Annotated in this window: 23 protein-coding genes; 16 read left to right on the forward strand and 7 right to left on the reverse strand. The window is 70.8% G+C overall.

Going from position 1 to position 22,782, the window contains the following annotated elements; genetic code table 11:
- Positions 1-2: 2 nt before the first annotated feature.
- Positions 3-1,409, reverse strand: a complete 1,407-nt coding sequence (locus tag BLV39_RS04085; protein WP_090787377.1) for a cytochrome ubiquinol oxidase subunit I — start codon at positions 1,407-1,409, stop codon at positions 3-5.
- A gap of 155 nt (positions 1,410-1,564) precedes the next feature.
- Here BLV39_RS04085 and BLV39_RS04090 point away from each other — a divergent pair, with 155 nt between their 5' ends.
- From BLV39_RS04090 to BLV39_RS04135, 10 genes are all read left to right on the forward strand, one after another.
- Positions 1,565-2,434, forward strand: coding sequence for a hypothetical protein (locus tag BLV39_RS04090; protein WP_090787381.1), 870 nt, complete (start codon positions 1,565-1,567; stop codon positions 2,432-2,434).
- An 82-nt stretch (positions 2,435-2,516) separates the two neighbouring features.
- On the forward strand, positions 2,517-3,821 hold the full coding sequence (locus BLV39_RS04095) for an L-fuconate dehydratase (protein WP_090787384.1): 1,305 nt from the start codon (positions 2,517-2,519) through the stop codon (positions 3,819-3,821).
- Positions 3,821-4,573 carry an SDR family NAD(P)-dependent oxidoreductase gene (locus tag BLV39_RS04100; RefSeq protein ID WP_090787387.1) on the forward strand — a complete coding sequence of 251 codons (753 nt, stop codon included), beginning with the start codon at positions 3,821-3,823 and terminating at the stop codon, positions 4,571-4,573. The genes BLV39_RS04095 and BLV39_RS04100 overlap by 1 nt, the downstream gene beginning before the upstream one ends.
- Positions 4,570-5,520: an aldo/keto reductase gene (locus tag BLV39_RS04105; RefSeq protein WP_204082784.1), complete on the forward strand. Its 951-nt coding sequence runs from the start codon at positions 4,570-4,572 to the stop codon at positions 5,518-5,520. The genes BLV39_RS04100 and BLV39_RS04105 overlap by 4 nt, the downstream gene beginning before the upstream one ends.
- Positions 5,517-6,359 carry an amidohydrolase family protein gene (locus BLV39_RS04110; RefSeq protein ID WP_090787389.1) on the forward strand — a complete coding sequence of 281 codons (843 nt, stop codon included), beginning with the start codon at positions 5,517-5,519 and terminating at the stop codon, positions 6,357-6,359. Before BLV39_RS04105 ends, BLV39_RS04110 begins: the two co-directional genes overlap by 4 nt.
- Before the next feature lie 23 nt (positions 6,360-6,382).
- A complete protein-coding gene (locus tag BLV39_RS04115) occupies positions 6,383-7,054 on the forward strand; it encodes a FadR/GntR family transcriptional regulator (RefSeq protein WP_090787392.1) in 672 nt (223 codons plus the stop codon).
- A gap of 206 nt (positions 7,055-7,260) precedes the next feature.
- Positions 7,261-8,055: a 23S ribosomal RNA methyltransferase Erm gene (gene erm / locus BLV39_RS04120; protein ID WP_090787394.1), complete on the forward strand. Its 795-nt coding sequence runs from the start codon at positions 7,261-7,263 to the stop codon at positions 8,053-8,055.
- A 7-nt stretch (positions 8,056-8,062) separates the two neighbouring features.
- Positions 8,063-8,914: a GNAT family N-acetyltransferase gene (locus tag BLV39_RS04125; RefSeq protein WP_090791110.1), complete on the forward strand. Its 852-nt coding sequence runs from the start codon at positions 8,063-8,065 to the stop codon at positions 8,912-8,914.
- Positions 8,915-9,015: 101 nt separating this feature from the next.
- Entirely contained in the window at positions 9,016-9,234 is a 219-nt protein-coding gene (locus BLV39_RS04130; protein WP_090787397.1) for a hypothetical protein, read from the forward strand.
- 13 nt (positions 9,235-9,247) lie between these two features.
- The gene (locus BLV39_RS04135) at positions 9,248-10,369 is read left to right on the forward strand and encodes an SPFH domain-containing protein (RefSeq protein WP_090787400.1); all 1,122 of its coding nucleotides are present in this window, start codon (positions 9,248-9,250) and stop codon (positions 10,367-10,369) included.
- 4 nt (positions 10,370-10,373) lie between these two features.
- Here the strand turns inward: BLV39_RS04135 and BLV39_RS04140 are convergent, their stop codons facing one another.
- The 4 genes from BLV39_RS04140 to BLV39_RS04155 all read right to left on the reverse strand — a co-directional run bounded on the left by BLV39_RS04140 (position 10,374) and on the right by BLV39_RS04155 (position 13,422).
- Positions 10,374-11,147 carry a hypothetical protein gene (locus tag BLV39_RS04140; protein WP_090787403.1) on the reverse strand — a complete coding sequence of 258 codons (774 nt, stop codon included), beginning with the start codon at positions 11,145-11,147 and terminating at the stop codon, positions 10,374-10,376.
- 29 nt (positions 11,148-11,176) lie between these two features.
- Positions 11,177-11,971, reverse strand: a complete 795-nt coding sequence (locus tag BLV39_RS04145; RefSeq protein WP_090787406.1) for a hypothetical protein — start codon at positions 11,969-11,971, stop codon at positions 11,177-11,179.
- 16 nt (positions 11,972-11,987) lie between these two features.
- Positions 11,988-12,848: a hypothetical protein gene (locus tag BLV39_RS04150; RefSeq protein WP_143049636.1), complete on the reverse strand. Its 861-nt coding sequence runs from the start codon at positions 12,846-12,848 to the stop codon at positions 11,988-11,990.
- Between the two features lie 91 nt (positions 12,849-12,939).
- On the reverse strand, positions 12,940-13,422 hold the full coding sequence (locus BLV39_RS04155; protein WP_090787412.1) for a VOC family protein: 483 nt from the start codon (positions 13,420-13,422) through the stop codon (positions 12,940-12,942).
- A gap of 63 nt (positions 13,423-13,485) precedes the next feature.
- Here BLV39_RS04155 and BLV39_RS04160 point away from each other — a divergent pair, with 63 nt between their 5' ends.
- Genes BLV39_RS04160 through BLV39_RS04170 form a run of 3 tightly spaced genes read left to right on the forward strand, consistent with a single transcriptional unit; the run spans position 13,486 to position 17,010 of the window.
- Complete coding sequence (locus BLV39_RS04160) at positions 13,486-14,436, forward strand: helix-turn-helix transcriptional regulator (protein ID WP_090791111.1); 951 nt, start codon at positions 13,486-13,488, stop codon at positions 14,434-14,436.
- 11 nt (positions 14,437-14,447) lie between these two features.
- On the forward strand, positions 14,448-15,563 hold the full coding sequence (locus tag BLV39_RS04165; RefSeq protein ID WP_090787415.1) for a geranylgeranyl reductase family protein: 1,116 nt from the start codon (positions 14,448-14,450) through the stop codon (positions 15,561-15,563).
- A gap of 19 nt (positions 15,564-15,582) precedes the next feature.
- Positions 15,583-17,010, forward strand: a complete 1,428-nt coding sequence (locus tag BLV39_RS04170; protein WP_176984758.1) for an FAD-binding oxidoreductase — start codon at positions 15,583-15,585, stop codon at positions 17,008-17,010.
- Here BLV39_RS04170 and BLV39_RS04175 read toward each other — a convergent pair.
- On the reverse strand, positions 17,007-18,020 hold the full coding sequence (locus tag BLV39_RS04175) for a TAXI family TRAP transporter solute-binding subunit (RefSeq protein ID WP_090787421.1): 1,014 nt from the start codon (positions 18,018-18,020) through the stop codon (positions 17,007-17,009). The genes BLV39_RS04170 and BLV39_RS04175 overlap by 4 nt on opposite strands.
- On the reverse strand, positions 18,017-20,056 hold the full coding sequence (locus BLV39_RS04180) for a TRAP transporter permease (protein ID WP_090787424.1): 2,040 nt from the start codon (positions 20,054-20,056) through the stop codon (positions 18,017-18,019). The genes BLV39_RS04175 and BLV39_RS04180 overlap by 4 nt, the downstream gene beginning before the upstream one ends.
- A gap of 83 nt (positions 20,057-20,139) precedes the next feature.
- Here BLV39_RS04180 and BLV39_RS04185 point away from each other — a divergent pair, with 83 nt between their 5' ends.
- The 3 genes from BLV39_RS04185 (at position 20,140) to BLV39_RS04195 (ending at position 22,776) form a co-directional block, all read left to right on the forward strand.
- A complete protein-coding gene (locus BLV39_RS04185) occupies positions 20,140-20,562 on the forward strand; it encodes a YccF domain-containing protein (RefSeq protein ID WP_090787427.1) in 423 nt (140 codons plus the stop codon).
- Positions 20,563-20,654: 92 nt separating this feature from the next.
- Positions 20,655-22,193, forward strand: coding sequence for an MFS transporter (locus tag BLV39_RS04190; protein WP_090791112.1), 1,539 nt, complete (start codon positions 20,655-20,657; stop codon positions 22,191-22,193).
- Complete coding sequence (locus BLV39_RS04195; RefSeq protein WP_239083696.1) at positions 22,183-22,776, forward strand: acyl-CoA-like ligand-binding transcription factor; 594 nt, start codon at positions 22,183-22,185, stop codon at positions 22,774-22,776. The genes BLV39_RS04190 and BLV39_RS04195 overlap by 11 nt, the downstream gene beginning before the upstream one ends.
- The last annotated feature ends 6 nt before the right edge of the window (positions 22,777-22,782 follow it).

Consider the following 22,782-nt stretch of genomic DNA (forward strand, 5'->3'; position numbering starts at 1 on the left):
AGTCAGTAGGCGAGCGCGGGAACGTCGTCGGCTTCGTCGGAAGCCTCGTCACGCACCGGCTTCGGCGGCGGCAGCCCGGCTCGCGCGTACCGGAACAGCAGTTTGCCTTCGATCACCGCAAGAACCGCGTAGATCAGCGTGAACGCGAGGAACGACGTCAGCACCTCAGCCAGCGACACGCTGCGGGACACCCCGTTTCGGGTCAGCAGCTCGCCGAAGACGATCCACGGCTGCCGGCCCATCTCGGTGAAGATCCAGCCCGCGGTGCTCGCGCCGAGCGGCAACAGCGGCAGGATCAGCCCGGCCCGCAACAACCAGCGGTTCGACGGGGTACGACCGCGCCGCTGCGACCAGAGCACCAGCAGCGCGATGGCGGCCGCGGCGAGCCCGAGCGTGATCATCACCCGGAAGCTCCAGTAGGTGACCGGCACGATCGGCGAGTAGCTGCCGGGTCCGTACTCGGCCGCGTATCTCGCCTGGAGGTCGTTGATGCCCTCGACGGCGCCCTTGGGGTTGCCGGTGGCCAGGAACGAGAGCAGGTAGGGCAGCTTGATGGTGAAGACTTCGCGGCTGCCGTCCAGAGTGCCGATGGTCAACACGGAGAACGACGCCGGCTGTTCCGAGTGGTAGAGCGCCTCGGCCGCCGCCATCTTCATCGGCTGCACCTCGGTCATGATCTTGCCCTGGATATCGCCGGTGAACACCAGGCCCGCGCTCGCGACCATGGTCACCCAGGCGCCGAGCTTGAGCGCGAACCGATGCTCGGACGAGTCGGCGTCGGGGCGCCGCACCATGTGCCAGAGCGAGACGGCGACCAGCAGCGAGCCGGCGACGACGAAGGCGGCGAACAGCGTGTGCGGGAAGGTGATCAGCGCGACCTTGTTGGTCAGCACGGCCCAGATGTCGGTGAGCTCCGGGCGGCCGGTGTCGGGGTTCATCTTGAAGCCCACCGGGTTCTGCATCCACGAGTTGGCGGCCAGGATGAAGAACATGGACAGCACGCTGCCCAGCGCCGCGGTCCAGATGGTCGCGAGGTGGATCCGCTTCGGCAGCTTCTCCCAGCCGAAGATCCACAGGCCGAGGAACGTCGACTCGAGGAAGAACGCGAGCAGGGCCTCCATGGCCAGCGGTGCGCCGAACACGTCGCCGACGAAGCGCGAGTAGTCGCTCCAGTTCATGCCGAACTGGAACTCCTGGACGATGCCGGTGACGACGCCCATCGCGAAGTTGATCAGGAACAGCTTGCCGTAGAAGTGGGTCAGTCGTAGGTAGCGCGGATTGCCGGTGCGATGCCAGAGCGTCTGAAGGGTGGCGACCAGCGGGCCGAGCCCGATGGTCAGCGGCACGAAGAGGAAGTGGTAGACGGTGGTGACACCGAACTGCCACCGGGCGACGTCGAGCGCGTCCATTGCGAACCCCCATTTACTACGGCCGGTAGTAATACTACGTGCTGTCGTAGTGCGGGCAGTTGTCGGATGTATCACTCGACTACCGGGGCTAAACCTCGCGCCCGAGGGGTGGGTCGGCCGTTGACATCGGATGTATTGATAACTATGGTCGCCTCGTGCCGGAGGGCGTGCCATCGATCGATCGCGTCGCGGACCAGGGGGACGACCGCTGGCCGGCCGCGTTCACGCCCGGCAACGCGCAGTGGTCCGGTCACCTGCCGACGCTGACCGATGCCCCAGAGGCGCTCGCTCTGGCGTACTACCGGGCGGCCTGGCAGGTCCTCGACGGCGCACCCGGGCCACGGGCGGCCGCCCTGCTCGACCCGGTCCGCACCCGCGCGCATCTGCTGGCCGGCGAGGCGACCGACTTCCGCGCCGTCGAGGCGTACGTGGTGCTCACCGGCGATCTGGATCTGCTGGCCGAGAAGGCCGGCGGCGCGACCGTGCTCGACCGGCTGCGCGGGCTGCCCGACGGCGGGACGGTCGCGCTCGACGCCGCGCGGGTCGGTCGGGCCCGGTCGCTGGCCGCGCTGCTGCGCCGGCTCGGTGAGCGTGACGAGGCGGCGGCGATCGAGGTGGCCGCGGCCGAAGATGCCCGGGGCGTCCTGGCCCGCTACGCGGGCGGCGGGCGCTGGCGAACGGCCGAGACACCCGATGACTTGGCCGCCGCGTTCCGGGCAGTAGCCGGCGAGATGCCAGAGTTCCTCGACCTTCTCCAACGCGGCGAGCTCGTCGAGTTCGCCGATCGGCAATTGGGAGCCGAGCCGCCCGGTGGCGTCGCGTACGCGTTGTGCCGCCTGGGTCGCCCCGACCGTGCTGCGGTCCTGCTGGCCGGTGCGGCGAGTCCCGGTGCCGCCGAGCTGGAGGCGATTCTCGGCGGGCTGTTCGCGATCCGCGCCGACTTCCCCGGCTGGGAGGCCGGCTCCCGGCGGGTCACGCGGCCGGGTCTGGGTCGCCTAGAGAACTTGCCGGCAGCACTGACATAGGATGAATCACAGCTCAAGGCCCTCCCGCGATCGCAACATCGGTGGTTATCCTCCTCACACCTCCGATGTATGGGATGGCTCAATGCCCCATTTTGTCTCGCTGGACACCTACGACGTCCGCTTCCCGACCTCGCTCGAGCTCGACGGCTCGGACGCGATGAACCCCGACCCGGACTACTCGGCGGCGTACGTGGTGCTGCGCACCGGTGTGCCGGACGCGCCGGAAGGCCACGGTTTCGCGTTCACCATCGGCCGGGGCAACGACGTGCAGACCGCCGCCATCGCGGCCCTGCGTCCGTACCTCGTCGGGCGCGACGTCGACGCTGTGCTGGGCGACCTGGGCGGCTTCTGGCGCGAGCTGGTGCACGACTCGCAGCTTCGGTGGCTGGGTCCGGAGAAGGGCGTCATGCACATGGCCATCTCGGCCGTGGTCAACGCGCTGTGGGACCTGAAGGCCAAGCGGGCCGGGCTGCCGCTCTGGCAGTTGCTCGCGCAGCTCTCGCCCGAGGAACTGGTCGACCTCGTCGACTTCCGCTACCTGACCGACGCGTTGACGCCGGCGGAGGCGCTGGAGATCATGCGCGCCGCCGAGAAGGGCCGGGCGGAGCGGATCGAAACGCTGCTCGCCCGTGGCTACCCGGCCTACACGACCACCCCCGGCTGGCTCGGCTACGACGACGCCAAGCTGCGCCGGCTGTGCCAGGAGGCCCTCGACGCGGGCTTCACGCAGATCAAGCTGAAGGTCGGCGCGGACCTGGCCGACGACATCCGCCGGCTGCGGATCGCCCGCGAGGTGTGCGGCCCGGACTTCCCGATCGCCGTGGACGCCAACCAGCGGTGGGACGTCAGCGAGGCGATCGAGTGGGTGTCGGCGCTCGCGGAGTTCAACCCGTGGTGGGTGGAGGAGCCGACCAGCCCGGACGACGTCGTCGGCCACGCCGCCATCGCCCGCGGCATCGCACCGATTCCGGTGGCCACCGGTGAGCACGTGCAGAACCGCGTCGTGTTCAAGCAGCTCCTGCAACTCGACGCGCTGTCCTATCTGCAACTCGACGCCACCCGGGTGGCCGGCGTCAACGAGAACATCGCGATCCTGTTGCTGGCGGCCAAGTTCGGCGTGCCCGTGTGCCCGCACGCGGGCGGCGTCGGCCTCTGCGAGCTGGTGCGGCACTTCTCGATGTTCGACTACGTCGCGGTGTCGGGGACGATGGACAACCGGGTCATCGAGTTCGCCGACCACCTGCACGAGCACTTCATCGACCCGGCCGTCGTACGCGACGGGCGTTACGTGGCACCGGTCCTGCCGGGCTTCAGCGCCACCATGCGTCCTGAGACGCTCTCGGACTACGCGTACCCTGATGGCCCGATCTGGAGCGGGAGGCAGTGATGGGTGAGTTCGAAGGCCTTTCGGCCGTGGTCACCGGCGGCGGTTCGGGGATCGGCCTGGCGACCGCGCGGTTCCTGGCCGCCCGCGGAGCTAAGGTGGCCTGCTTCGACCTGAAGGTCGACGGCATCGATCCCGGGATGGTCGGCGTGGTGGCCGACGTGTCCGACGACGCCGCCGTGCGCGCCGGCATCGCGACCGCGGCCGAACAGTTGGGCGGCATCGACATCCTGGTCAACAACGCCGGCATCGGTGCGGCCGGCACGGTCGCCGACAACGCCGACGACGAGTGGCACCGGGTGCTCGACGTCAACGTGCTCGGCATGGTCCGGGTCAGCCGGGCGGCGCTGCCGCACCTGCGCGCCTCGGCGCACGCCGCGATCGTCAACACCTGCTCGATCGCCGCGACCGCCGGCCTGCCCAACCGCGCGCTCTACAGCGCGAGCAAGGGCGCCGTGCTCTCGCTGACCCTGGCGATGGCCGCGGACCACATCCGCGAGGGCATCCGGGTCAACTGCGTCACCCCGGGCACCGCCGACACCCCCTGGGTGCGGCGGCTGCTCTCGGCGGCCGAGGATCCGGACGCCGAGCTCGCCGCGCTGCAGGCGCGTCAGCCCAGTGGCCGGCTGGTCTCCGCCGACGAGGTGGCCGCCGCGATCGGTTACCTCGCCAGCCCGCTGGCCAGCGCCACCACCGGCACGGTGCTCGACGTCGACGGCGGCATGCACGGCCTGCGCCTGCGGCCCGTCTCGTGAGCCCGACGCTGGCGCTGGGTTGCGCTTCGCTGGGCAACCTCTACCGCGCGATCGACGACGAGCGCGCGACCGCGACGGTCGACGCGGCCTGGGACGCCGGGATCCGCTACTTCGACACGGCTCCGCACTACGGCCTCGGGCTCTCCGAGCGCCGGCTGGGAGCGGCGTTGGCCGACCGCCCGCGGGCTTCGTACACGGTCAGCACCAAGGTCGGCCGGATGCTCGAGCCGGTGCCGGGCGGTGGCGACCAAATGGACGACGGCGGCTTCGCGGTGCCGGCCACCCACCGGCGCGTCTGGGACTTCAGCCGCGACGGGGTGCGCCGCTGCCTCGACGAGAGCCTCGACCGACTCGGGCTCGACCGGATCGACCTCGTGCTGCTGCACGACCCGGAGGACCACGCCGACCAGGCGATCGCCGAGGGCTACCCGGCGCTGGCCGAGCTGCGGGACCAGGGCGTCGTCGGCGCGATCGGCACCGGCTCCAAGGACGTCCCGTTCCTGACCCGCTTCGTCACCGAGTGCGAGCCCGACGAGATCATCGTCGCGGGCCGTTACACGCTGCTGGAGCAGCCCGCGCTCGACACGATCCTGCCGGCCTGCGCGGCGGCCGGCACCGCGGTGCTCAACGCCGGCGTCTTCAACAGCGGACTGCTCGCTGTCGAGCGGCCGCACGCCGGCCTGCCCTACGAGTACGGCCCGGCACCGGCGGCCGTCGTCGAACGGGCGGCCGCCATCGCGGAGGTGTGCGTCGCGCACGGCACCACGCTGCCGGCCGCGGCGCTCGCCTTCGCCGGCAGCCACCCGGTGGTCCGCTCCGTGATCGTGGGCGCCGACTCACCCGACCAGGTGCGGCGCAACGCGGCGCTCTTCGGCACCCCGCCGCCGGCCGAGCTGTGGCCGGCGCTGGTCGAGGCCGGGTTGCTGGACCCGCGGGTGCTGCCGTGATCGTCGACGCGCACCACCACCTGTGGACGGCCGGTGCCGACTACACCTGGCTCGACGAGCCGGGGCTGGAGCCGATCAACCGCACCTTCACGCCGGCCGACCTCACCGCGGAGCTGTCCGCGGCCGGGGTGGAGCGCTCGGTGCTGGTCGAGGGCGGGCGGTGCGACACGGCCGAGGCCGCCGTGTTGCTCGGCCACGCCGCCGCGACTCCAGCGATCGCCGGAGTGGTCGCCTGGGCCGATCCGGCCGCACCGGACCTGGCGTCGACGCTTGCCGGCTATCGGGCTCTGCCCGGTGGCGAGTTCCTGGTCGGCATCCGCTCCCAGGTGCAGGGCGAGGACCAGGACTACCTGGACCGCTCTGACGTACGCGCCGGGCTGGCCGTGATCGGGGCTGCCGGGTTGGTCTTCGACCTGGTGGTGCGGGCCGACCAACTGCCGTCGGCCGCCCGGGTGGCCGCCGCCCTGCCGTCGGTGCGGTTCGTCCTGGACCACCTCGGCAAGCCACGGATCAAGGCCGGCGGCTTCGCGGAGTGGAGTGCGGCGATCGCATTGGTCGCGGCCAACCCCAACGTCACCGCAAAGGTTTCCGGACTGGTCACCGAGGCCGACTGGCAACTTTGGACGGTCGACGACCTTCGCCCGTACGTGGCGGAGGCCCTGCGGCTCTTCGGTCCTGAACGGCTGATGCTCGGGTCGGACTGGCCCGTCTGCCTGCTGGCCGGCGGCTACGGCGCCGTCCGGTCGGCGCTGCTCGACGCGCTCGGCGAGCTTCCCGCGACCGAACGGGCAGCCATCCTGGGCGACACGGCGACGCGCGTCTACCGGCTGCCCGCGTAGATTTCATTGCGGAGGGTGACGGAATGGCGCTGACCGACGAGGCGATCGACAAGATCAAGGGCATGATCATGTCCGGGGAGCTCGGCCCGGGTGACCGGCTGCCCAAGGAGGCCGATCTCGCCGAGCGACTGGGCCTGTCCCGCAACTCGCTCCGCGAGGCGGTGCGGGCACTGTCGATGATCCGGGTGCTGGACGTGCGGCAGGGCGACGGCACCTACGTCACCAGCCTCTCGCCCCACCTGCTGCTCGACGCACTGAGCTTCGTGGTCGACTTCCACCAGGACGACACGGTGCTCCAGTTCCTCGAGGTGCGCCGGGTCCTGGAGCCCGCGGCCGCCGCGCTGGCCGCCGAGCGGATGCTCGACGAAGACATCGACAAGCTCCGGCTGATCCTCGAGGACCTCGGCGACGAACCGACGATCGAGGCGCTGGTCGCCAATGACATCGAGTTCCACCGGCAGATCGCGGTCGGCACCGACAACGCGGTGCTCGCCTCGCTGGTCGACGGGCTGTCCGGGCCGACCATGCGCGCCCGGATCTGGCGCGGTCTGACCCAGGAAGGCGCCGCCGCCCGCACCCGCGAGCAACACCAGGCGATCGTCGAGGCGATCGCCGGCCGCGAGCCGGACCTGGCCCGCGCCTGGGCGACCGTGCACATCGCCGGCGTCGAGGAGTGGCTGCGCCGCGTGCTTTAGGGCGTGTCCTGCCGATCAGGACACGCCCTAAACCATTTGCCCGCGCTGGTACGTTTCGGCGTATGGGAGCTATGTCGATCCGGATCCGCCTCGCCTAGCGGCGAGCTGATCCGACTTTCCTCTTTTCAGCTCCGCCGCGTCCGGTCCGCTGCCGGTGCGGCCTCTCGTGCTGCCCGGCTCCGAATCTTCAGTCGCGGAGCACGCACATGTCTCGCCAATATGCCGGCCGCCACGAGTTCGGCCAGAACTTCCTCGTCGACCCGTCGGTGATCGCCGACATCTCACGTTTGGTCACCGCCACCGATGGCCCGATCCTCGAGATCGGCGCCGGCGACGGCGCGCTCACGCGACCGCTGAGCCGGCTCGGCCGGCCGGTCACCGCGATCGAGATCGACCCTCGCCGGGCCAAGCGGCTCGCCGACGGTCTGCCGCCGCAGGTCACCGTCCTCAACGAGGACCTGCTGTTCCACCGGGTGCGCGGCGGGGTCGGTGCGGTGGTCGGCAATGTGCCGTTCCACATCACCACCGCCACGCTGCGCTGGCTTCTGGCCGCGCCACACTGGCACACCGCCGTGCTGCTCGTGCAGTGGGAGGTGGCCCGCAGACGGGCCGGCATCGGCGGCGCGAGCCTGCTCACGGCGCGCGTCTGGCCCTGGTTCGACTTCACCGTCCACTCCCGAGTGTCCAAACACGCCTTCCGCCCGGTGCCAACGGTCGACGGCGGCCTGCTCGTGGTCCACCGCCGTCCGACGCCGCTGGTCACCGACCGGGACGCGTACCAACGTTTCGTGCACACGGTCTTCACGGGTCGCGGCTATGGGCTGCGCGAGATCCTGACCCGCGCGGCCGGCGTGCCGGCACCCGTGGCCCGCGACTGGCTTCACACGCAGCGGCTGCTCCCGAACGCCTTGCCGCGCGACCTCACAGCCGAACAGTGGGCTGCGCTGTGGTCGACGGTCCGGCGAAACCCGGGTGCGCGCGGTCGGCGCGGTGGTGTGTGATCGCGGCATGACGATTGAGTTGGCCATGCCGGATGTCGACGGGTTGCGCGAGGTCGTCGGTGTGCTGCGGGAGTGGCAGCACGAAGGCGCGCCGATGCAGTTGCATCCCGGTGACCTCGGCTGGTTCTGGCGGTTCGGCGCGGACGCGACGGCCGCCGCGGTCCGCACCTGGAGCCGCGACGGGCGCCTGCTCGCCATCGGCCTGCTCGACGGTGCCACGTTGCTGCGGATGACGACGGCGCCGGACGCGATGCGTGACGAGGAGTTGGCGCGGCAGGTGGTCGCGGACCTGAACCAGCCTTCGCTAGGTGCGCTGGTCGCAGTGGAGGCGCCGCAGGGCGCCCTGGTCAAAGACCTGCTGGCCGAGGACGGCTGGAAGCCCGGCGAGCTGAGGGCGCCGCTGAGTCGCGACCTCACCGCTCCGGTGCGGGAGCCGGGCCTGCGGATCGAGACGATCGGGCCGGAGCAGGCGCAGGTGCGGGTCGCCATGCAGCGAGCGTCGTTCGACAGGTCGACGTTCACCGACGAGCGCTGGCACGCGATGGCGGGCGGGGCCTACTCCGACGCTCGCTGTCTGGTCGGCTACGACGACCAGGGCAGTGCGGTGGCAGCGGTGACGGTGTGGTCGGCCGGCCCCGGCCGGCCCGGATTGCTCGAACCCATGGGCGTGCACCGCGAACACCGGGGCCGTGGCCACGGCAGAGCCATCACCCTCGCCGCCGCGGCCGCGCTACGAGAGCTCGGCTCCTCGAGCGCGACCGTCTGCACTGCGAGCGACAACTTCGCCGCCGTCGCCACGTACATCTCCGCTGGTTTCGATCCACTCCCCGAGAACCCGGACTTCTGCCGGAACGCCTAGCCCGTATGGATTTCGTCAAGAAATCGCACGCTCGGTGCCGAGGATCTTCGCGGGTGCACAATCGGGAGCACAGGCGTCCAGGTGACGGCAGGGGAGCTACGGTGCGCGGTCAGGCACTGGTCGGCAAGGTCGGCGTGGTGGTCACCGCCGTTCGTGGCGGAGACCGGGCCGGGGAGATCCGGATCGTGGCCCAGGGCGCACGTCACCACTACCTCGCGTACGCCGTCGTGCCGATTCCGATCGGCGCTCACGTGCTCGTCATCCACTACCGCGGCGCGCGGCAGGTCGACGTCGAACCCTGGTCTCCCATGGACCTCTAGAAAGGCCACAGCGATGTTCGGTTATCGCGTTCCCGCACCCAACGAAGCGCTGCTGATCAGTGGACGCAAGCAGCGCGGAGCGGATGCGCTGCCGTTCAAGATTGTCACGGGGCACGGCGCCTTCGTCGTGCCGATTCTGTCCAGGGCCTCCCGCCTCAGCTTGGCGATGCAGGAGGCCGAGGTCGAGGAGGACTGTTTCACCCAGCAGGGTTTGACCTTGGCTGTCCGGTCCGTCATCGCGTTCAAGGTCGGCGACGACCACGAGTCGATCGCGGCCGCGGCCCGCCGGTTCCAGGGCGACCAGTCGCAGATGCCGATCCTGGTCGGCCGGATCTTCAGCGGCCATCTGCGCAGCATCATCGGCAGCATGACGGTCGAGGCGATCATCCGTGAGCAGCAGACGCTGGCCGACGCGATCGTCGACGCGAGCAAGACCGAGATGGCCCGCATCGGCCTGGACGTCGACTCACTCCAGATCAGCAGCATCGACGACAAGGGCGCCGGCTACATCAGGGCGCTCGCCGCACCGCATCAGGCGAGGGTCAACCAGGAAGCCAAGGTGGCACAGGCGATCGCCGACCAGGCCAGCGCGATGGCGCAGCAGGAGAGCGTGCGCAACCAGGCCGAGTACGCCCGCCAGACGGCCATCAAGCAGGCGCATTACCAGGCCGAGATCGACCAGGCCCAGCAGACGGCCGCCCAGGCCGGCCCGCTGGCCGCCGCCCAGGCGCAGCAGAGCGTGCTGGTCGAACGCGCGCTGGTCGCGCAGAAGTACGCCGAGCTGCGCCAGGTCGAACTGGTCGCGGAAGTCGTCCGACCGGCGCAGGCCGAGGCCGAGCGGATCACCACACTGGCGCGTGCCCATGCCGACGCGACCAAACTGTCCGCCGAAGCGGCCGCGGCCGAGGATCGGATCGCCCTGGACCAGCTAGTCATCCAGCAACTGCCGGACCTGCTCCGCTCGGCAGCCCAGGGCCTGCAGGGCGCCAACCTGACCGTCCTCAACGGAGCGGAGGGCCTCAACAGCGTGGTCGCATCGCTGGCAGCACAGGGAATGGCGCTGTTGGAGACAGTGCGCAAGGGCATCGACCCGAAGCCGGAGGCCGTTACCCACGACCCCCGGCTAACCGCTTAGCGGGTCAGCGGCCCATCGGCCATCTGGTGGTGAGGCCGCAGACGTCCGCGATGATGGCGGCGGGGGAGCTCACGAAGAGGGCGAACGCGCTCTGGGTGCTCTGCGGGAGCATGTTGACCGTCACCTCGACCAGGTTGGCGATGGTCTGGTTCGGGCCCGAGTAGTTGAGCGACGAGGTCGCCGGGCGGGGCTTTAGCGGGTTGTGCGTCGTGACGTAGCCCCGCTGGACCGTGCGGGTGACCGTGAGGTTGATGTAGACCGAGATCGTGCGCTGGCTGTAGAGGTCCCCGACGTAGTCGTCGAGCCTGACGACGATGGTGCGGCCTCCCGCGACGCGGCCGTTGCCGTCGATGTACTCCTCGCCGGACAGGACGACACCGAAGTGCTTGCGGGTGTCGAGGACGCGGATCGGGCGCATCGCGGAGGTCACATTGGACCATCGGTCGGTGTGCAACCACGCGGGGCCGTTGGGGCCCGCGACCATGACGTCTCCGTCGGCGGTGGTGGCCAGCGTGCCGATGGGGGCGTCGAGCGGGATCCGGTCGAGCGGGGTCGGCACGACCCGCACCTTGCTCGCCACCGCGAGCGCGCCGTTCAGCTTGTCGCCGCCGGTGAGCGTGGTGCCGCTGGCGCCGCCGTCGTTCTCCAGGCCGAGCAGCACCGCGTCGCCGGGCGCCGCGTGCGCCGGGTCCACCGCGACGACGCCGGCCGCGACCGCACCGGCGCCCGCCGCCGCTCCGGCTCGCAGCAGCCGGCGTCGGGTCGTCGCCTTGTCCACGTGTACCAGTCTCCCGTCGTTCGTCTCGGTCATGGGCGCACGAGCCTGTGCTCGGGCCGGCGGGCAGCAGTCGCCGCGCCCGCAGTGGCACCTGCGGTGGTCCTGACGTCCGATGCGGCGGCGGACCGGCCGCTCGCGGCTGTCACGTACAGCGGGTCGGGGACGAGGAAACCGGTCACGTCGAGGACGATCCCGGCCGTCGAAGAGACGTACACGGCGACGACGTCGTTGTAGGTCGTGCCGTTCACCTCGTACCAGCCGGACTCGCTGAGTACGCCGTTGGAGATCACCTGGCCCTTGTCCCACCAGTTGATCGTCGACGTTCCCGGCCATTCGCCGGTGCCCCACACCGTGGCGTACCCGCTGCTGATCGTCTTCGTGGCGGTGACGGTCGCGAACAGGCCCTGCGCGCCGCGGACGAGCCCGCCGAGGTCGATGACGAAGAACGCACCCCCGACTGCCCGGCCTTGAGAGTCGATGTCGCCGCGGCCCTCGAGCAGGCGGGCGCGGCCGGCCGCGTTTCGGGTGTCGAGGACGCGGGTGGGCGGCGTCGCCACCGGCATCAGGGCGTTGCCGCTCATCAGGATGTTCGTCGTCGCGGGCGACGGGTCGGTCGGGAGGGTGTAACTGACCGAGAGGCCCGTCTGGTTGGGGGCGAGGGTGCCGGGGTCCGGCCGGTCGGTGCGCTCGAAACCTGGCACCAGTTGCAGGGCCGGCCCCTGGTTGTTGACGACGGTCAGCGTCGCCTCGGTGCCCGTGCTGTGGATGGTCGTGCTGCGGCTCGTGTTGGCCTGTCCTGCCAGGACCGGATCGCCGTCGCTCATTCTCGTTCCTCCCGGCTCAGTGGATCTCGGGTGCGGCGGCGGTCCGGCGCGCGGCCAGACCGGGCAACGCGGCCGGCTGGTCGCCGACCTTGACCTGGCTCGGGTGGGCGACGACCAGACTCGTGACGTCCAGCAGCACATGAGTGGTGGTGTTGGAGTAGATGGCGACGACGTTGCGACCACCGTCATCGGCGCCGAGAGCCACGAACACGAACGCCGAGATGACCTGGTCCTTGGCCCACCAGTTGAGCGACGAGGCCGTCGGCCGCGGCCCGCTTCCCCACATGGTCAGGTAGCCGCCGCCGGTCGTGTCGACGGCCGCGAGGTTGCCCTTCAACGCTTGGCCGTTGGACACGTAGGCGTCGAGACTGACCACGATCGACTGCCCGCCGCGCAACCGGCCGGCGGAGTCGAGGGCGGACCGGTTCGACACGATCGCGGTGCGCCCCTGCGCCGTGCGGGTGTCGAGCACCCGCACCGGGTCGATCGACACGGACGTCTGCGCCCAAGCCGTGGACCAGACCCAACCCCACTGAAGGCCATCGGCGGAGCGGTTCCACATGTCGCCCACGCCGTCGACCAGCACGGTGCCGGGCGGACTCTGGTAGACGTCGGGGAACGCGGATTCCGGCGTGGCCGCGAGCCGCAGAGCAGGGCCGTTCGTGTTCTCGAGCAGCAGCGTCTGCTCTTGCGGCTGCGAGGGCTGCAACGTCGTGGTCTCGGTGCCGGCGGACGTGGCCGCCCCGAGAATGACTTCGTCGCCTGGCGCGGCCTTGGCCGGTCCGCCGACGACGACCGCGCCGGTTACCGCACCGGCGGCCACGGCACCGCCACGTTTGAGGAACGCGCGCCGCCCGGCGCTTCGAGAACTGGACATCGACAACTCCCCGTTGATCAACAGTCGAGGGCATGTTCGCATGGCCCAAGAACCCCGGGGCATCGGCCGTACGGCGGACGACGGTAAGGGCCTACTGGCCTCCGGGTCCGAACAGGTCGGCGCTCGCCACGTACGCCATCGCTTCGGTGAACCTGGGTTCGGCCAGTCGTTGTTCGGCCAGTTCCGGTGTCACGTCGAGCAGGTGTTGGTGGATCCAGTAGACGTTTCCGAACGGGTCCCGGAAGCGGCTCACCCGGTCACCGAAGAAGAGCTCCGTCGGCGACGTCACCACCGTGGCGCCGCGTTCCACCGCCCGCCGCAGCACCGACGCGTCGTCGGCGACGTAGAGCCGCAGGAAGCCCGGCGTGGCTGGCCAATGTGGGCGGCTGTCGAAGAGCATCACCACCGAGTCGCCGATCCGGACCTCGGCGTGGCCGATCACGCCGTCGAACTCCATGCGGCCGATTTCTTTCCCGTCGAACACCGCCAGGAGGAAATCGATGACTTTTCCGGCCTCGCGGTTGATGAGCCAAGGGGTGATTGTGTGATAACCCTCAGGTACGACATTTGTCATGCGTTCACGCTACGACCCAACTAGGTCACCCACGGTCCTAGTTCATAGGGCATGATGAGTGCCGTGACGGACACGCCAGGTCGACTACTCCGCCTGTTGTCCCTGCTCCAGATGCCGCGCGAGTGGCCCGGGAGCGAGCTCGCCGAACGTCTCGGCGTCAGCCACCGCACAGTGCGCCGCGACATCGAGCGGCTGCGCGAGCTCGGCTACCCGGTCGAGGCCACGATGGGCGCCGGCGGTGGTTACCGGCTCGCCGCGGGAGCCGCGATGCCACCCCTGCTGCTCGACGACGACGAGGCCGTGGCGATCGCGGTCGGGTTGCGCACCACCGCCCGCCAGCCGGTCGCCGGCATCGCCGACGCCTCGGTGCGGGCGCTGGCCAAGCTTCAGCAGGTGTTGCCCACCCGGTTGCGGCAACGGGTCGGGGTGCTGACCGCGGCGACCGCGCCGACCGACACCGCGCTGGTCGACCCCGAGCAGCTCACCGCGCTGGCGGCCGCGGCGGCCAGCAACGAGCGGGTCAACTTCGACTACCACGACCAGGACGGCATCCCGAGCCAGCGGCTCGTCGAGCCACACCGACTGGTGATGACCGGGCGCCGGTGGTATCTGGTCGGCTACGACAACGAGCGCCACGACTGGCGCACGTTCCGCGCCGACCGGATCGACAACACCAAGTCCACGGGGGTACGCGTGCCGCCGCGCGAGCTTCCGGTCGACGACGCCGCGGCGTTCGTCACGAGCCAGCTTCATGATCTCGCACCGGTGTACGCGGCGTCGGCCGTCATCCAGCTTCCCGCGGCGCAGGCGGCGAGCCGGCTCGGCGACGCGGCCGGCACGCTGGAGCCGCTGGACGAGCACTCCTGCCGATGGACCAGCCCGGGCGACACGGTCGACTGGCTGGCCTTCCGGCTGACCTCGCTCGGCTGCGACTTCACCGTGCACGAGCCCGTCGAACTGGTCGACCACCTGCGCCGGGTCGGTGCGCGGATCGCCCGCGCGACCGCCGGTTAGAATTTTCGATCATGACGGCATGGGACGTGGCGATCATCGGCGGCGGCCCGGCCGGCCTCTCGGCCGCGTACGAGGCGGCCCAGGCCGGGGCGCGCACCCTGGTCATCGAGAAGGCGGTGCACCCGCGTTACAAGACCTGCGGCGGTGGGCTGATCGGCACCAGCATCGATCAGGTCGAGGGGCGCATCACGATCCCGGCCGCGGACCGGACCGCGACGATGGCGGTCACCCTCGACGGGCGGCGGGAGTTCGTCCGCACCTCGGTCGACGGGCCGGTGCTGGCACTGGTGCGGCGCACGGAGTTCGACGACCGGCTGCGGGCCGCGGCCGCCGACGCGGGTGCGCAGGTGCGGCAGGGCGTCGGTGTGCGCGGCATCGAGCAGGACACCGACGGCGTGCGCCTGCGCCTGGCCGACGGCGAAGAGGTGACCGCGCGGACCGTGATCGGCGCGGACGGGTCCTCCGGCGTCACCGCGCGGCACGTCGGCGTCGAGTACAGCCAGGTGGACCTCGGCCTGGAGGTCGAGCTGCCGATCCCCGCCAACCTTCGTCCACAGTGGCGCGGCCGGGTGCTGCTCGACTGGGGCCCGATTCCCGGCTCGTACGGCTGGGTCTTCCCGAAAGACGACACGCTGACCGTCGGCGTCATCGCCGCGCGCGGCAGTGGCGATCGGACCCGGACGTACCTGAAGGCGCTCGTCGACCGGTTCGGGCTCGGCGGGATCACCCCGGTCGAGGACTCGGGGCATCTGACCCGGGTACGTGCGCCCGACTCACCTTTGCGGCGGGACCGGGTGATCGTCGCGGGCGACGCCGCCGGGTTGCTCGAACCGTGGACCCGCGAAGGGATCAGCTTCGCCACCCGTTCGGGCGCGATCGCCGGCCGGCACGCCGGGAGCGGCGACCTCGACGGCTACGAAACGGCGATCGAAGCGGCGCTTGGTGCCGAAATGCGGGCCGGACGGCGGTTGATGGCGACTTTTACCAAGCGCCCCTGGGCGTTCCATGCGGTCTTGGCGAGCCCGCCTGGTTGGCGTATGTTCCGGCGGTGGTGCCGTGGCGAGACCACCTTCGATGCACTCATCGAAAAGCTACCCGTGAAGGTCGCGCTGGCCCTGCTGAGTTGACGTGCCGCCGCATCCGGAGGTGACCGTGGAGCCCGACTGGTCGGCGTTGCGCAACCACATTCGGGGCGAGGTGGTGCTGCCCACGGACGCCGGTTACGAGGCTGTCCACCGGCCCGCGATCGCCCGCTTCCATCATCTTCGGCCGCAGGCCGTGGTGCAGTGCGCGGCCGACGCCGACGTGGCGGTCTCGCTCGCCTTCGCCCGTTCGGCCGGGCTGCCCATCGCGGTGCGGGGAGGTGGGCACTCGTTCGAGGGCACCTCGTCGACCGAAGGCATGGTGCTCGACCTGAGCCGGATCGACGGTGTGTCCTTCCTGGACGGCGCGGCCAACGGCAACGGCAGCACCGACCGGCTCGTCCGGGTCGGCGCCGGTGCGCGGCTCGGTGCGATCTACGACAGGCTGGCGCCGGCCGCCGTGACCATTCCGGCCGGCTGCGGGCCGGGGGTCGGCATCGCCGGGCTAACTCTCGGCGGCGGGCTCGGGGTGCTCGGCCGGGCGCACGGGTTGACCTGTGACGCCCTGCGCGCGGCCCGGGTGGTGCTCGCCGACGGCCGCATCGTCGACTGCGACGCCGAGCTCGAGCCCGAGCTGTTCTGGGCGCTGCGCGGCGGCGGCAACGGCACGATCGGCGTGGTCACCTCGCTGGTCTTCGCCTCGCTGCCCGCGCCGTCGATGACCTCGTTCCACTTCACCTGGGAGCCCGAGCACCTGCCGGCCGTGCTGGCCGCGTGGCAGCTCTGGGCGCCGGCCGCGCCCGACACGATGGCCGCCAGCCTGGTGGTGTCCACCCCGGCCGACCCCGCGCTGATGCCCGTCACCAGCTTCTTCGGTGCGGCGCACGGCACCGAGGAGGCCGACGTCGCGCTGCTCGAGGAGTTCGTCGACCGGGTCGGCGAGCCCGCCGCGACCCAGACCCACCAGCGCGCGCCGCACCGGGAGACCAAGCGGCTGCTGGCCGACCTCGACGTGCACGGCGTGCCGCGCCGGGCCGACGCACACGCGTACAGCCGGTCGGAGTTCTTCGCCCGCCCGCTCGATGGCGAGACCCTCGAGACCCTCGTCGCGCTGCTGACCAGCGACCGGCGGCCGGGGGAGGAGCGGGAGCTCGACTTCACGCCGTGGGCCGGCGCTTACAACCGGGTCGCGCCGAGCGCCACGGCGTTCCCGCACCGATCCGAGCGGTTCCTGCTCAAGCAGAGCGCGGCGGTGGCGGCCGACGCCGAGGCGGACGACCGGGTGGCGGCCCGGGACTGGCTCGACCGGTCATGGCAGCTCACGCACCCGGCCGGCACGGGCGGCGTCTACCCGAACTTCCCGGACCCCTTGCTCGACAATCCGGCCCGGGCGTATTTCGGCAGCAACGCCGACCGGTTGCGCGACGCCGTCCGGGCGTACGACCCGGACGGCGTCTTCGGCTTCCTCGCCGGCACCGGCGCCACCGCCTAGGCGGGAGCGCCGAGGTCGGCCAGCGCCTTGTCCGCGCCGCGGTGCAGGGTGACCGGGTCGGTCTCGCGCGCGGTGTCGAGGCTGATCTCCTTGGCGGCCGCGTTGGCCTGTTCGAGCTGCGGCTTGCGGTCGAACAGGGCCTTGGTCAGCACGCAGGCGACGTTGGCGTCCAGGTCGTCCTTCACCAGCAGCAGGTTCGGCACCACGATCGTCTTCGCGTCGGCCGGCAGGGCGTAGGTGGCGGCCGGGATCGAGCCGGCCTCGTACGCCGGACTGACCTTGTTCATCTCCGGCAGCAGCGGCGTGATGTCGACGAACGCCACCTTGTCCCGGCTCGTCGTGAACAGGTCGGTGATGCCCGGCGTGGGCAGCCCGCCGGACCAGAACATCGCGTCGATCGAGCCGTCCTTCATGCCGTCGACCGTCTTCTGGAGGTCGAGCCGCTGCGCCTTGACGTCCTTGGCCGGGTCGAGACCCGCCGACTGGAGCAGCCGGTTGGCGATGACCTCGGTGCCGGACTTCGGCGAGCCGGTGGAGACGGACTTGCCCCGCAGGTCGGCGACGGTGGTGATGCCGGCGTCCTTGCGCACGACCACCTGGGTGTAGTTGGTGTAGATCCGGGCCAGCGCCTGGATCGGCTGCGGCGCCGTGAAGCTGCCCTTGCCCTGCACTGCGTCGGCGGCCGTGTCGGCCAACGAGAACGCCACCTGATAGGTGCCGCCGACCAACTGCTGGATGTTCTGCACGGACGCGCCGGTCTCCGCCGCGGTCCCCTTCACCTTCTGGTTGGTCGCGACCGAGAGCTGCTCCGCGTACGCGTTGCCGAGCGCGAAGTAGACCCCGGTCGAGTTGCCGGTCGCGATCCCGATCCGGGTGTCGGTCGTGACCTCGCAGCTCACGTCGCCACCGGTGTCGGTGCCGGCGACGTCCTGCCGCCCACCACAGCCCGCCAACGCGATACCGAGGCCGAGGACAAGGGCGGCGGACCAGATCGTGGTCGTGCGTCTCATGTGGACTCCTTCTCCAGGTGCGCCGGTTCGACAGGTGTTGCGTCGGTGGAGGTCTCGGCCCGCCGCTGCCAGGCGACCAGGGCGGCTGTGCCGAGCAACAGGACGGCGGCGATGCTGATCGAAATCGGGTGCAGGTAGAGCAGCAGCAGGCCGGCGAGCCCGGCCAGCACCCGCGGGACCGCGGTGGCCCGGCCGACGCCGAGCAGCCAACCGCCGGAGGCGACGGCTAGGGCCGCCACGGCGGCGCACGCGGCCAACGTGGTCCACACGACGCCCAGCCACGGGCCGCGGGCCAGCAGGTATTCACCTGGCTCGGTCAGCACGAACGCGATCGGCACGAGGAACGCCGGCAGCGCGTACTTCAGCGCCTGCCACATCGTCGGCACCGTGCGCCCGCCGGTGATCGCCGCCGCACCCACCGCGGCCAGCGCCGTCGGCGGGGTGACCTCGGAGAGCACCGAGTAGTAGAAGACGAACATCGCCGCGGCCGGTGCCGGCACGTCGAGGGCCAGCAACGCCGGGCCGATGATCACCCAGCCGATGATGAACGAGGCGGTCACCGGCACCGCGAGGCCCAGCAGCGCGAGCGCCACCGCCGCCAGCACCACCGTCAGCGCCAGCACCACCGTGCGGTTGTCGGCCATCGCCTCGGCCGCCCGCACCAGCAGCGACGCGAGTTGGGCGCCCAGGCCGGTCTTGGTGGTGATCGCGGTGATGATGCCGGCCGCCGCGCAGACCGCCGCCACCGGCAGCACGCCGCGTACGCCGTTGGCCAGTGCCTCGAACAGCCGGCGCGGGGTCAGGGCGTTCGGGCGGTCCAGGAACGACAGCAGGAACGCCAGCGCGGTCGCGTAGACCACCGCCTTCGTCGCGGACAGGCCGATGGCGAGCAGCACGACGATGACGACCAGCGAGGAGAAGTGGTAGCCGAAGCGGGCCAGCAGCCGCCACGCCGACGGCACGGTCAGGTCCACCGGGCGGACCCGGAACCGGCGGGCGTCGATCTCGACCGCGAGCAGGATGCCGAGGTAGTAGAGGACCGTGGGGATCATCGCCCAGCCCAGCACGACCAGGTAGGAGACCTCGAGGTACTCGGCGACGATGAAGGCGGCCGCGCCCAGGGTCGGTGGTGACAGGATCGCCCCGACGCCGGCCGCCGCGAGCATGCCGCCCGCCTGTTCCGGTGGATAGCCCGCGCGGCGCAGGATCGGCCAGGTGACCGCGCCGACGCTGACCGCGGTCGCGGTGCCGGAGCCGGACACCGTGCCGAGCAGGAAGCCGGACGCCACCGCGGTGCGGCCGGCGGCGCTGCGGGACCGCCGGAACGCGGCGACCGAGAGGTTGACGAAGAACCGGCCGGCGCCGGAGAGGTCGAGCACCGCGCCGTAGATGGTGAACAGCACGACGTAGGACGCGGCGACGTCGAGCGGTGTGCCGTAGAAACCGCTGCCGGAGTTGTAGAGCGCGTCGACGATCTGGCTGAAGTCGAGGCCCGCGTGCGCGATCGACCAGCTCTGCGGCAGCAGCCCGCCGTAGTAGCCGTACCCGAGGAACAGCAGGCAGACCAACGGCAGCACCCAGCCGGTGGTCCGCCGGCACGCCTCGACGACGAGCACGAGCAGCACCGCGCCCATCGCGACGTCGGTGGGTTCGAGCAGACCCTGCCGGTCCAGGAACGCGTTGTAGCCGCCGAGCACGGGATAGAGGCACACGCCGACGGTCAGCGCGGCCAGCACCCAGTCGAGGACGGTGGGTCGGTCGTGGCGCCGGTCTCGCCAACCGCTGCGGTACGCCAGGAAGACCAGTGGCAGGGTGCCGGCCAGGAAGATGATGAGGTAGTACTGGCTGCCCTGTGGCAACGGGCGGAAGACCTGGGTGAGCACGAGCACGGCGACCGCGAACGCTACGGCCGCGACGCCCCAACCGATCCAGCCGGTGAGCACCCGGGCGGGGCGCTCCTCGTCGTCGAACGCCGGCAGGTCGGCCGGCTTATCCACAGTGGACGCGAGCTTGATCGGCGGTTGTGCATCCGACATGTCCGGACCCTACTACGACATCGAACTATTTACAGATTCCGATGCACGTCCGAGAGGCGGTGTCGGGGGCGCATGATGTGAGGATGATCCGCTTTATTCTGAACGTCCTATGGCTGATCTTCGGTAGCGGAATCGTGCTGGCCCTGGTCTACGGACTGGCGGCTCTGATCTGTTTCGCGCTGATTGTAACGATTCCGTTCGGCATCGCCGCGCTGCGCCTGGCCAACTACTCACTCTGGCCCTTCGGTCGCACTCTGGTCACGCGGCCGACGTCTGGTGTGGCAAGCGACGTCGGCAACGTGATCTGGGCGATCGTGGCCGGCTGGTGGCTGGCGCTCACGCACATCGTCCAGGGCATCGCGCTGTGCCTGACGATCATCGGCATCCCGTTCGGCATCGCCAACTTCAAGCTGGTGCCGGCCGCCTTCTGGCCGCTCGGTCGCCAGATTGTCGAGATCCCGGACTCGCAGGCGCAGTGGACGACGCCGCGGGTGTCGCCAGCCTGAGTAGAAGCTGAGAGTCGATACAACTTGACGGCCTCTCGAATGTAGGAGTTACTCTCACTTGAGAGAAACTTCTACATTCGGGGGTGGTCGGGTTGCCGACGTCTCGTTCCAGCCGATGGCTAGCGCTCGCGGCGCTGTCCGTCGCGATGCTCACCATCGGTCTCGACACCACGGTGCTCACCGTCGCGGTGCCGACCCTCGCGGTCGACCTCGACGCGTCGAACGCGCAGCTCCAGTGGTTCGCCTCGGCCTACACGCTGGTCCTCGCCGCCGTGTTGCTGCCGGCGGGCTCGCTCGGCGACCGCTTCGGCCGCAAGCGCTTGCTGCTGGGCGCGTTGGTGCTCTTCGGCGCCGCTTCGGTGCTCTGTGCCTACGCCGGCAGCGCCGAGACCCTGATCGCCGCCCGCGCCGCCCTCGGGCTCGGCGCCGCGATCATGATGCCGCTCTCCATGGCCGTGCTGCCGGTGCTGTTCCCGGACAGCCGCGAGCGTGGCCGAGCCCTGACCATCTGGGTCACCTCGACCGCGATCGGCCTGCCCCTCGGCCCGATCCTCGGCGGCTGGCTGCTCGACCACTTCTGGTGGGGTTCGATCTTCCTGATCAACGTGCCGTTGGTGCTGGTCGGCGTGCTCGCCGTCGCGCTGTTCGTGCCCGAGTCCCGGGGCAACGACTCCCGCCCGACCGACCTGCCGGGCATCCTGCTCTCCTCCGCCGGGCTGCTCGGGCTCACCTACGGCTTCATCCGGATCGGGCAGGACGGGTGGTCCGACCTCGGCGACTGGGGGCTGGTCGCCGCCGGGTTCGCGCTGCTGGCGCTGTTCGTCGTGCGGCAACGCCGGGCGGCGTACCCGCTGATCGACCTGGCCCTGTTCCGCAGCCGTGGCTTCACCCTCGGATCGGGTCTGGCCACGGTGATCAACTTCGCGATGTTCGGCCTGCTCTTCCTGGTGCCGCAGTTCCTCCAGGCCGTCGGCGGCGCCACCGCGCTGGGCACCGGCGTGCGGCTGCTGCCGATGATCGGCGGCCTGCTGGTCGGCACCCGCGTCGGTGGTCGCCTGGGCCGCGTGCTCGGCTCGGGGCCACTGATCGGCACGGGGTTCGTGCTGCTCACGGTGGCGCTGGGGCTGGGTGCGATGACAACGGTCGGCACCGGGTACGGGTGGACCGCCACCTGGATCGCGTTGCTCGGCATGGGGATGGGGCTGGCGATGCCGGCGAGCATGGGTGCCGCGATGGACGCTCTCTCGGTCGAGCGGGCCGGTTCCGGCTCGGCCGTGATCCAGGCGCTGCGCCAGGCCGGCGGCACCATCGGCGTCGCGGTGCTCGGCACGGTGCTCAGCGCCGGCTACCAGGCGGGACTCGGCGGTGCCGCGGCCAAGCCGATCTCCGACAGCGTCTCGGCCGGCGTCGCAGTGGCCTCGGAAAAGGGCGACGTGGTGTTGCTGGACACCGTACGCACGGCCTTCGTCAACGGGATGAACCAGACGCTGTGGGTCTGTGTCGCGTTCTGCGCGCTGGCCGCCGTGATCGCGTTCTGGCTGCTGCCCCGCCGCCCCGCCGCACCGGCCCAGCCCGAGCGGCTGCCGGTGCCCGGCCCGGCGCCGGTGACAGAATCAGTGCATGCCGGCTGAACAAGAGATGGGGCTCGGGCTCCGCGAGCGCAAGAAGCTGCGGACCCGGGCCACCATCCGCGAACAGGCCATGCGGCTGTTCGCCGAGAAGGGCTACGGCGAGACGACCGTCGAGCAGATCGCGGAAGCCGCCGAGATCTCGCCGAGCACGTTCTTCCGGTACTTCCCGTCGAAGGAACAGCTCGTCCTGGTCGACGACCTCGACCCGATCATGATCCGGTCGTTCCAGGAGCAACCGGCCGAGCTGCCCGTGCTGACCGCGTTGCGCCGGTCGATGGAGCAGGCCTTCGCCGACCTGAGCCCGGAGCAGTTCGACCGGGAGCAGGCCAGGCAAAGGCTGATCCGGTCGGTGCCCGAGCTGCGCGCCGCCCAGCTCGACGAGTTGCAGCGGACGATCGCGATGCTCGCGGACGGCGTCGCCGAGCGGCTGGGACGGCCGCGGGGCGACATCGAGAGCCGGGCGTTCGCCGGTGCGGTGGTCGGCACCATCCTCGGCGTCCTGGACGAAGAGCACGACTTCTCGCTCGACCGGATGGGTCGGGCCCTCGACCTCTTCGAGGCCGGGTTCCCGTTCGACAAGTGAGGGGAT

Origin of the sequence: Asanoa ishikariensis (assembly GCF_900107455.1) — a bacterium.
Classification (GTDB): domain Bacteria; phylum Actinomycetota; class Actinomycetes; order Mycobacteriales; family Micromonosporaceae; genus Asanoa; species Asanoa ishikariensis.

Excerpts from the sequence above, each read along its gene's own strand:
- BLV39_RS04155 (WP_090787412.1), bottom strand. The coding sequence starts at position 13,422 with ATGACAAATGTCGTACCTGAGGGTTATCACACAATCACCCCTTGGCTC.
- BLV39_RS04115 (WP_090787392.1), top strand. The coding sequence starts at position 6,383 with ATGGCGCTGACCGACGAGGCGATCGACAAGATCAAGGGCATGATCATG.
- BLV39_RS04135 (WP_090787400.1), top strand. The coding sequence starts at position 9,248 with ATGTTCGGTTATCGCGTTCCCGCACCCAACGAAGCGCTGCTGATCAGT.
- BLV39_RS04100 (WP_090787387.1), top strand. The coding sequence starts at position 3,821 with ATGGGTGAGTTCGAAGGCCTTTCGGCCGTGGTCACCGGCGGCGGTTCG.
- BLV39_RS04175 (WP_090787421.1), bottom strand. The coding sequence starts at position 18,020 with ATGAGACGCACGACCACGATCTGGTCCGCCGCCCTTGTCCTCGGCCTC.
- BLV39_RS04150 (WP_143049636.1), bottom strand. The coding sequence starts at position 12,848 with ATGTCCAGTTCTCGAAGCGCCGGGCGGCGCGCGTTCCTCAAACGTGGC.
- BLV39_RS04195 (WP_239083696.1), top strand. The coding sequence starts at position 22,183 with ATGCCGGCTGAACAAGAGATGGGGCTCGGGCTCCGCGAGCGCAAGAAG.
- erm (WP_090787394.1), top strand. The coding sequence starts at position 7,261 with ATGTCTCGCCAATATGCCGGCCGCCACGAGTTCGGCCAGAACTTCCTC.
- BLV39_RS04145 (WP_090787406.1), bottom strand. The coding sequence starts at position 11,971 with ATGAGCGACGGCGATCCGGTCCTGGCAGGACAGGCCAACACGAGCCGC.
- BLV39_RS04165 (WP_090787415.1), top strand. The coding sequence starts at position 14,448 with ATGACGGCATGGGACGTGGCGATCATCGGCGGCGGCCCGGCCGGCCTC.
- BLV39_RS04085 (WP_090787377.1), bottom strand. The coding sequence starts at position 1,409 with ATGGACGCGCTCGACGTCGCCCGGTGGCAGTTCGGTGTCACCACCGTC.
- BLV39_RS04095 (WP_090787384.1), top strand. The coding sequence starts at position 2,517 with ATGCCCCATTTTGTCTCGCTGGACACCTACGACGTCCGCTTCCCGACC.
- BLV39_RS04125 (WP_090791110.1), top strand. The coding sequence starts at position 8,063 with ATGACGATTGAGTTGGCCATGCCGGATGTCGACGGGTTGCGCGAGGTC.
- BLV39_RS04185 (WP_090787427.1), top strand. The coding sequence starts at position 20,140 with ATGATCCGCTTTATTCTGAACGTCCTATGGCTGATCTTCGGTAGCGGA.
- BLV39_RS04180 (WP_090787424.1), bottom strand. The coding sequence starts at position 20,056 with ATGTCGGATGCACAACCGCCGATCAAGCTCGCGTCCACTGTGGATAAG.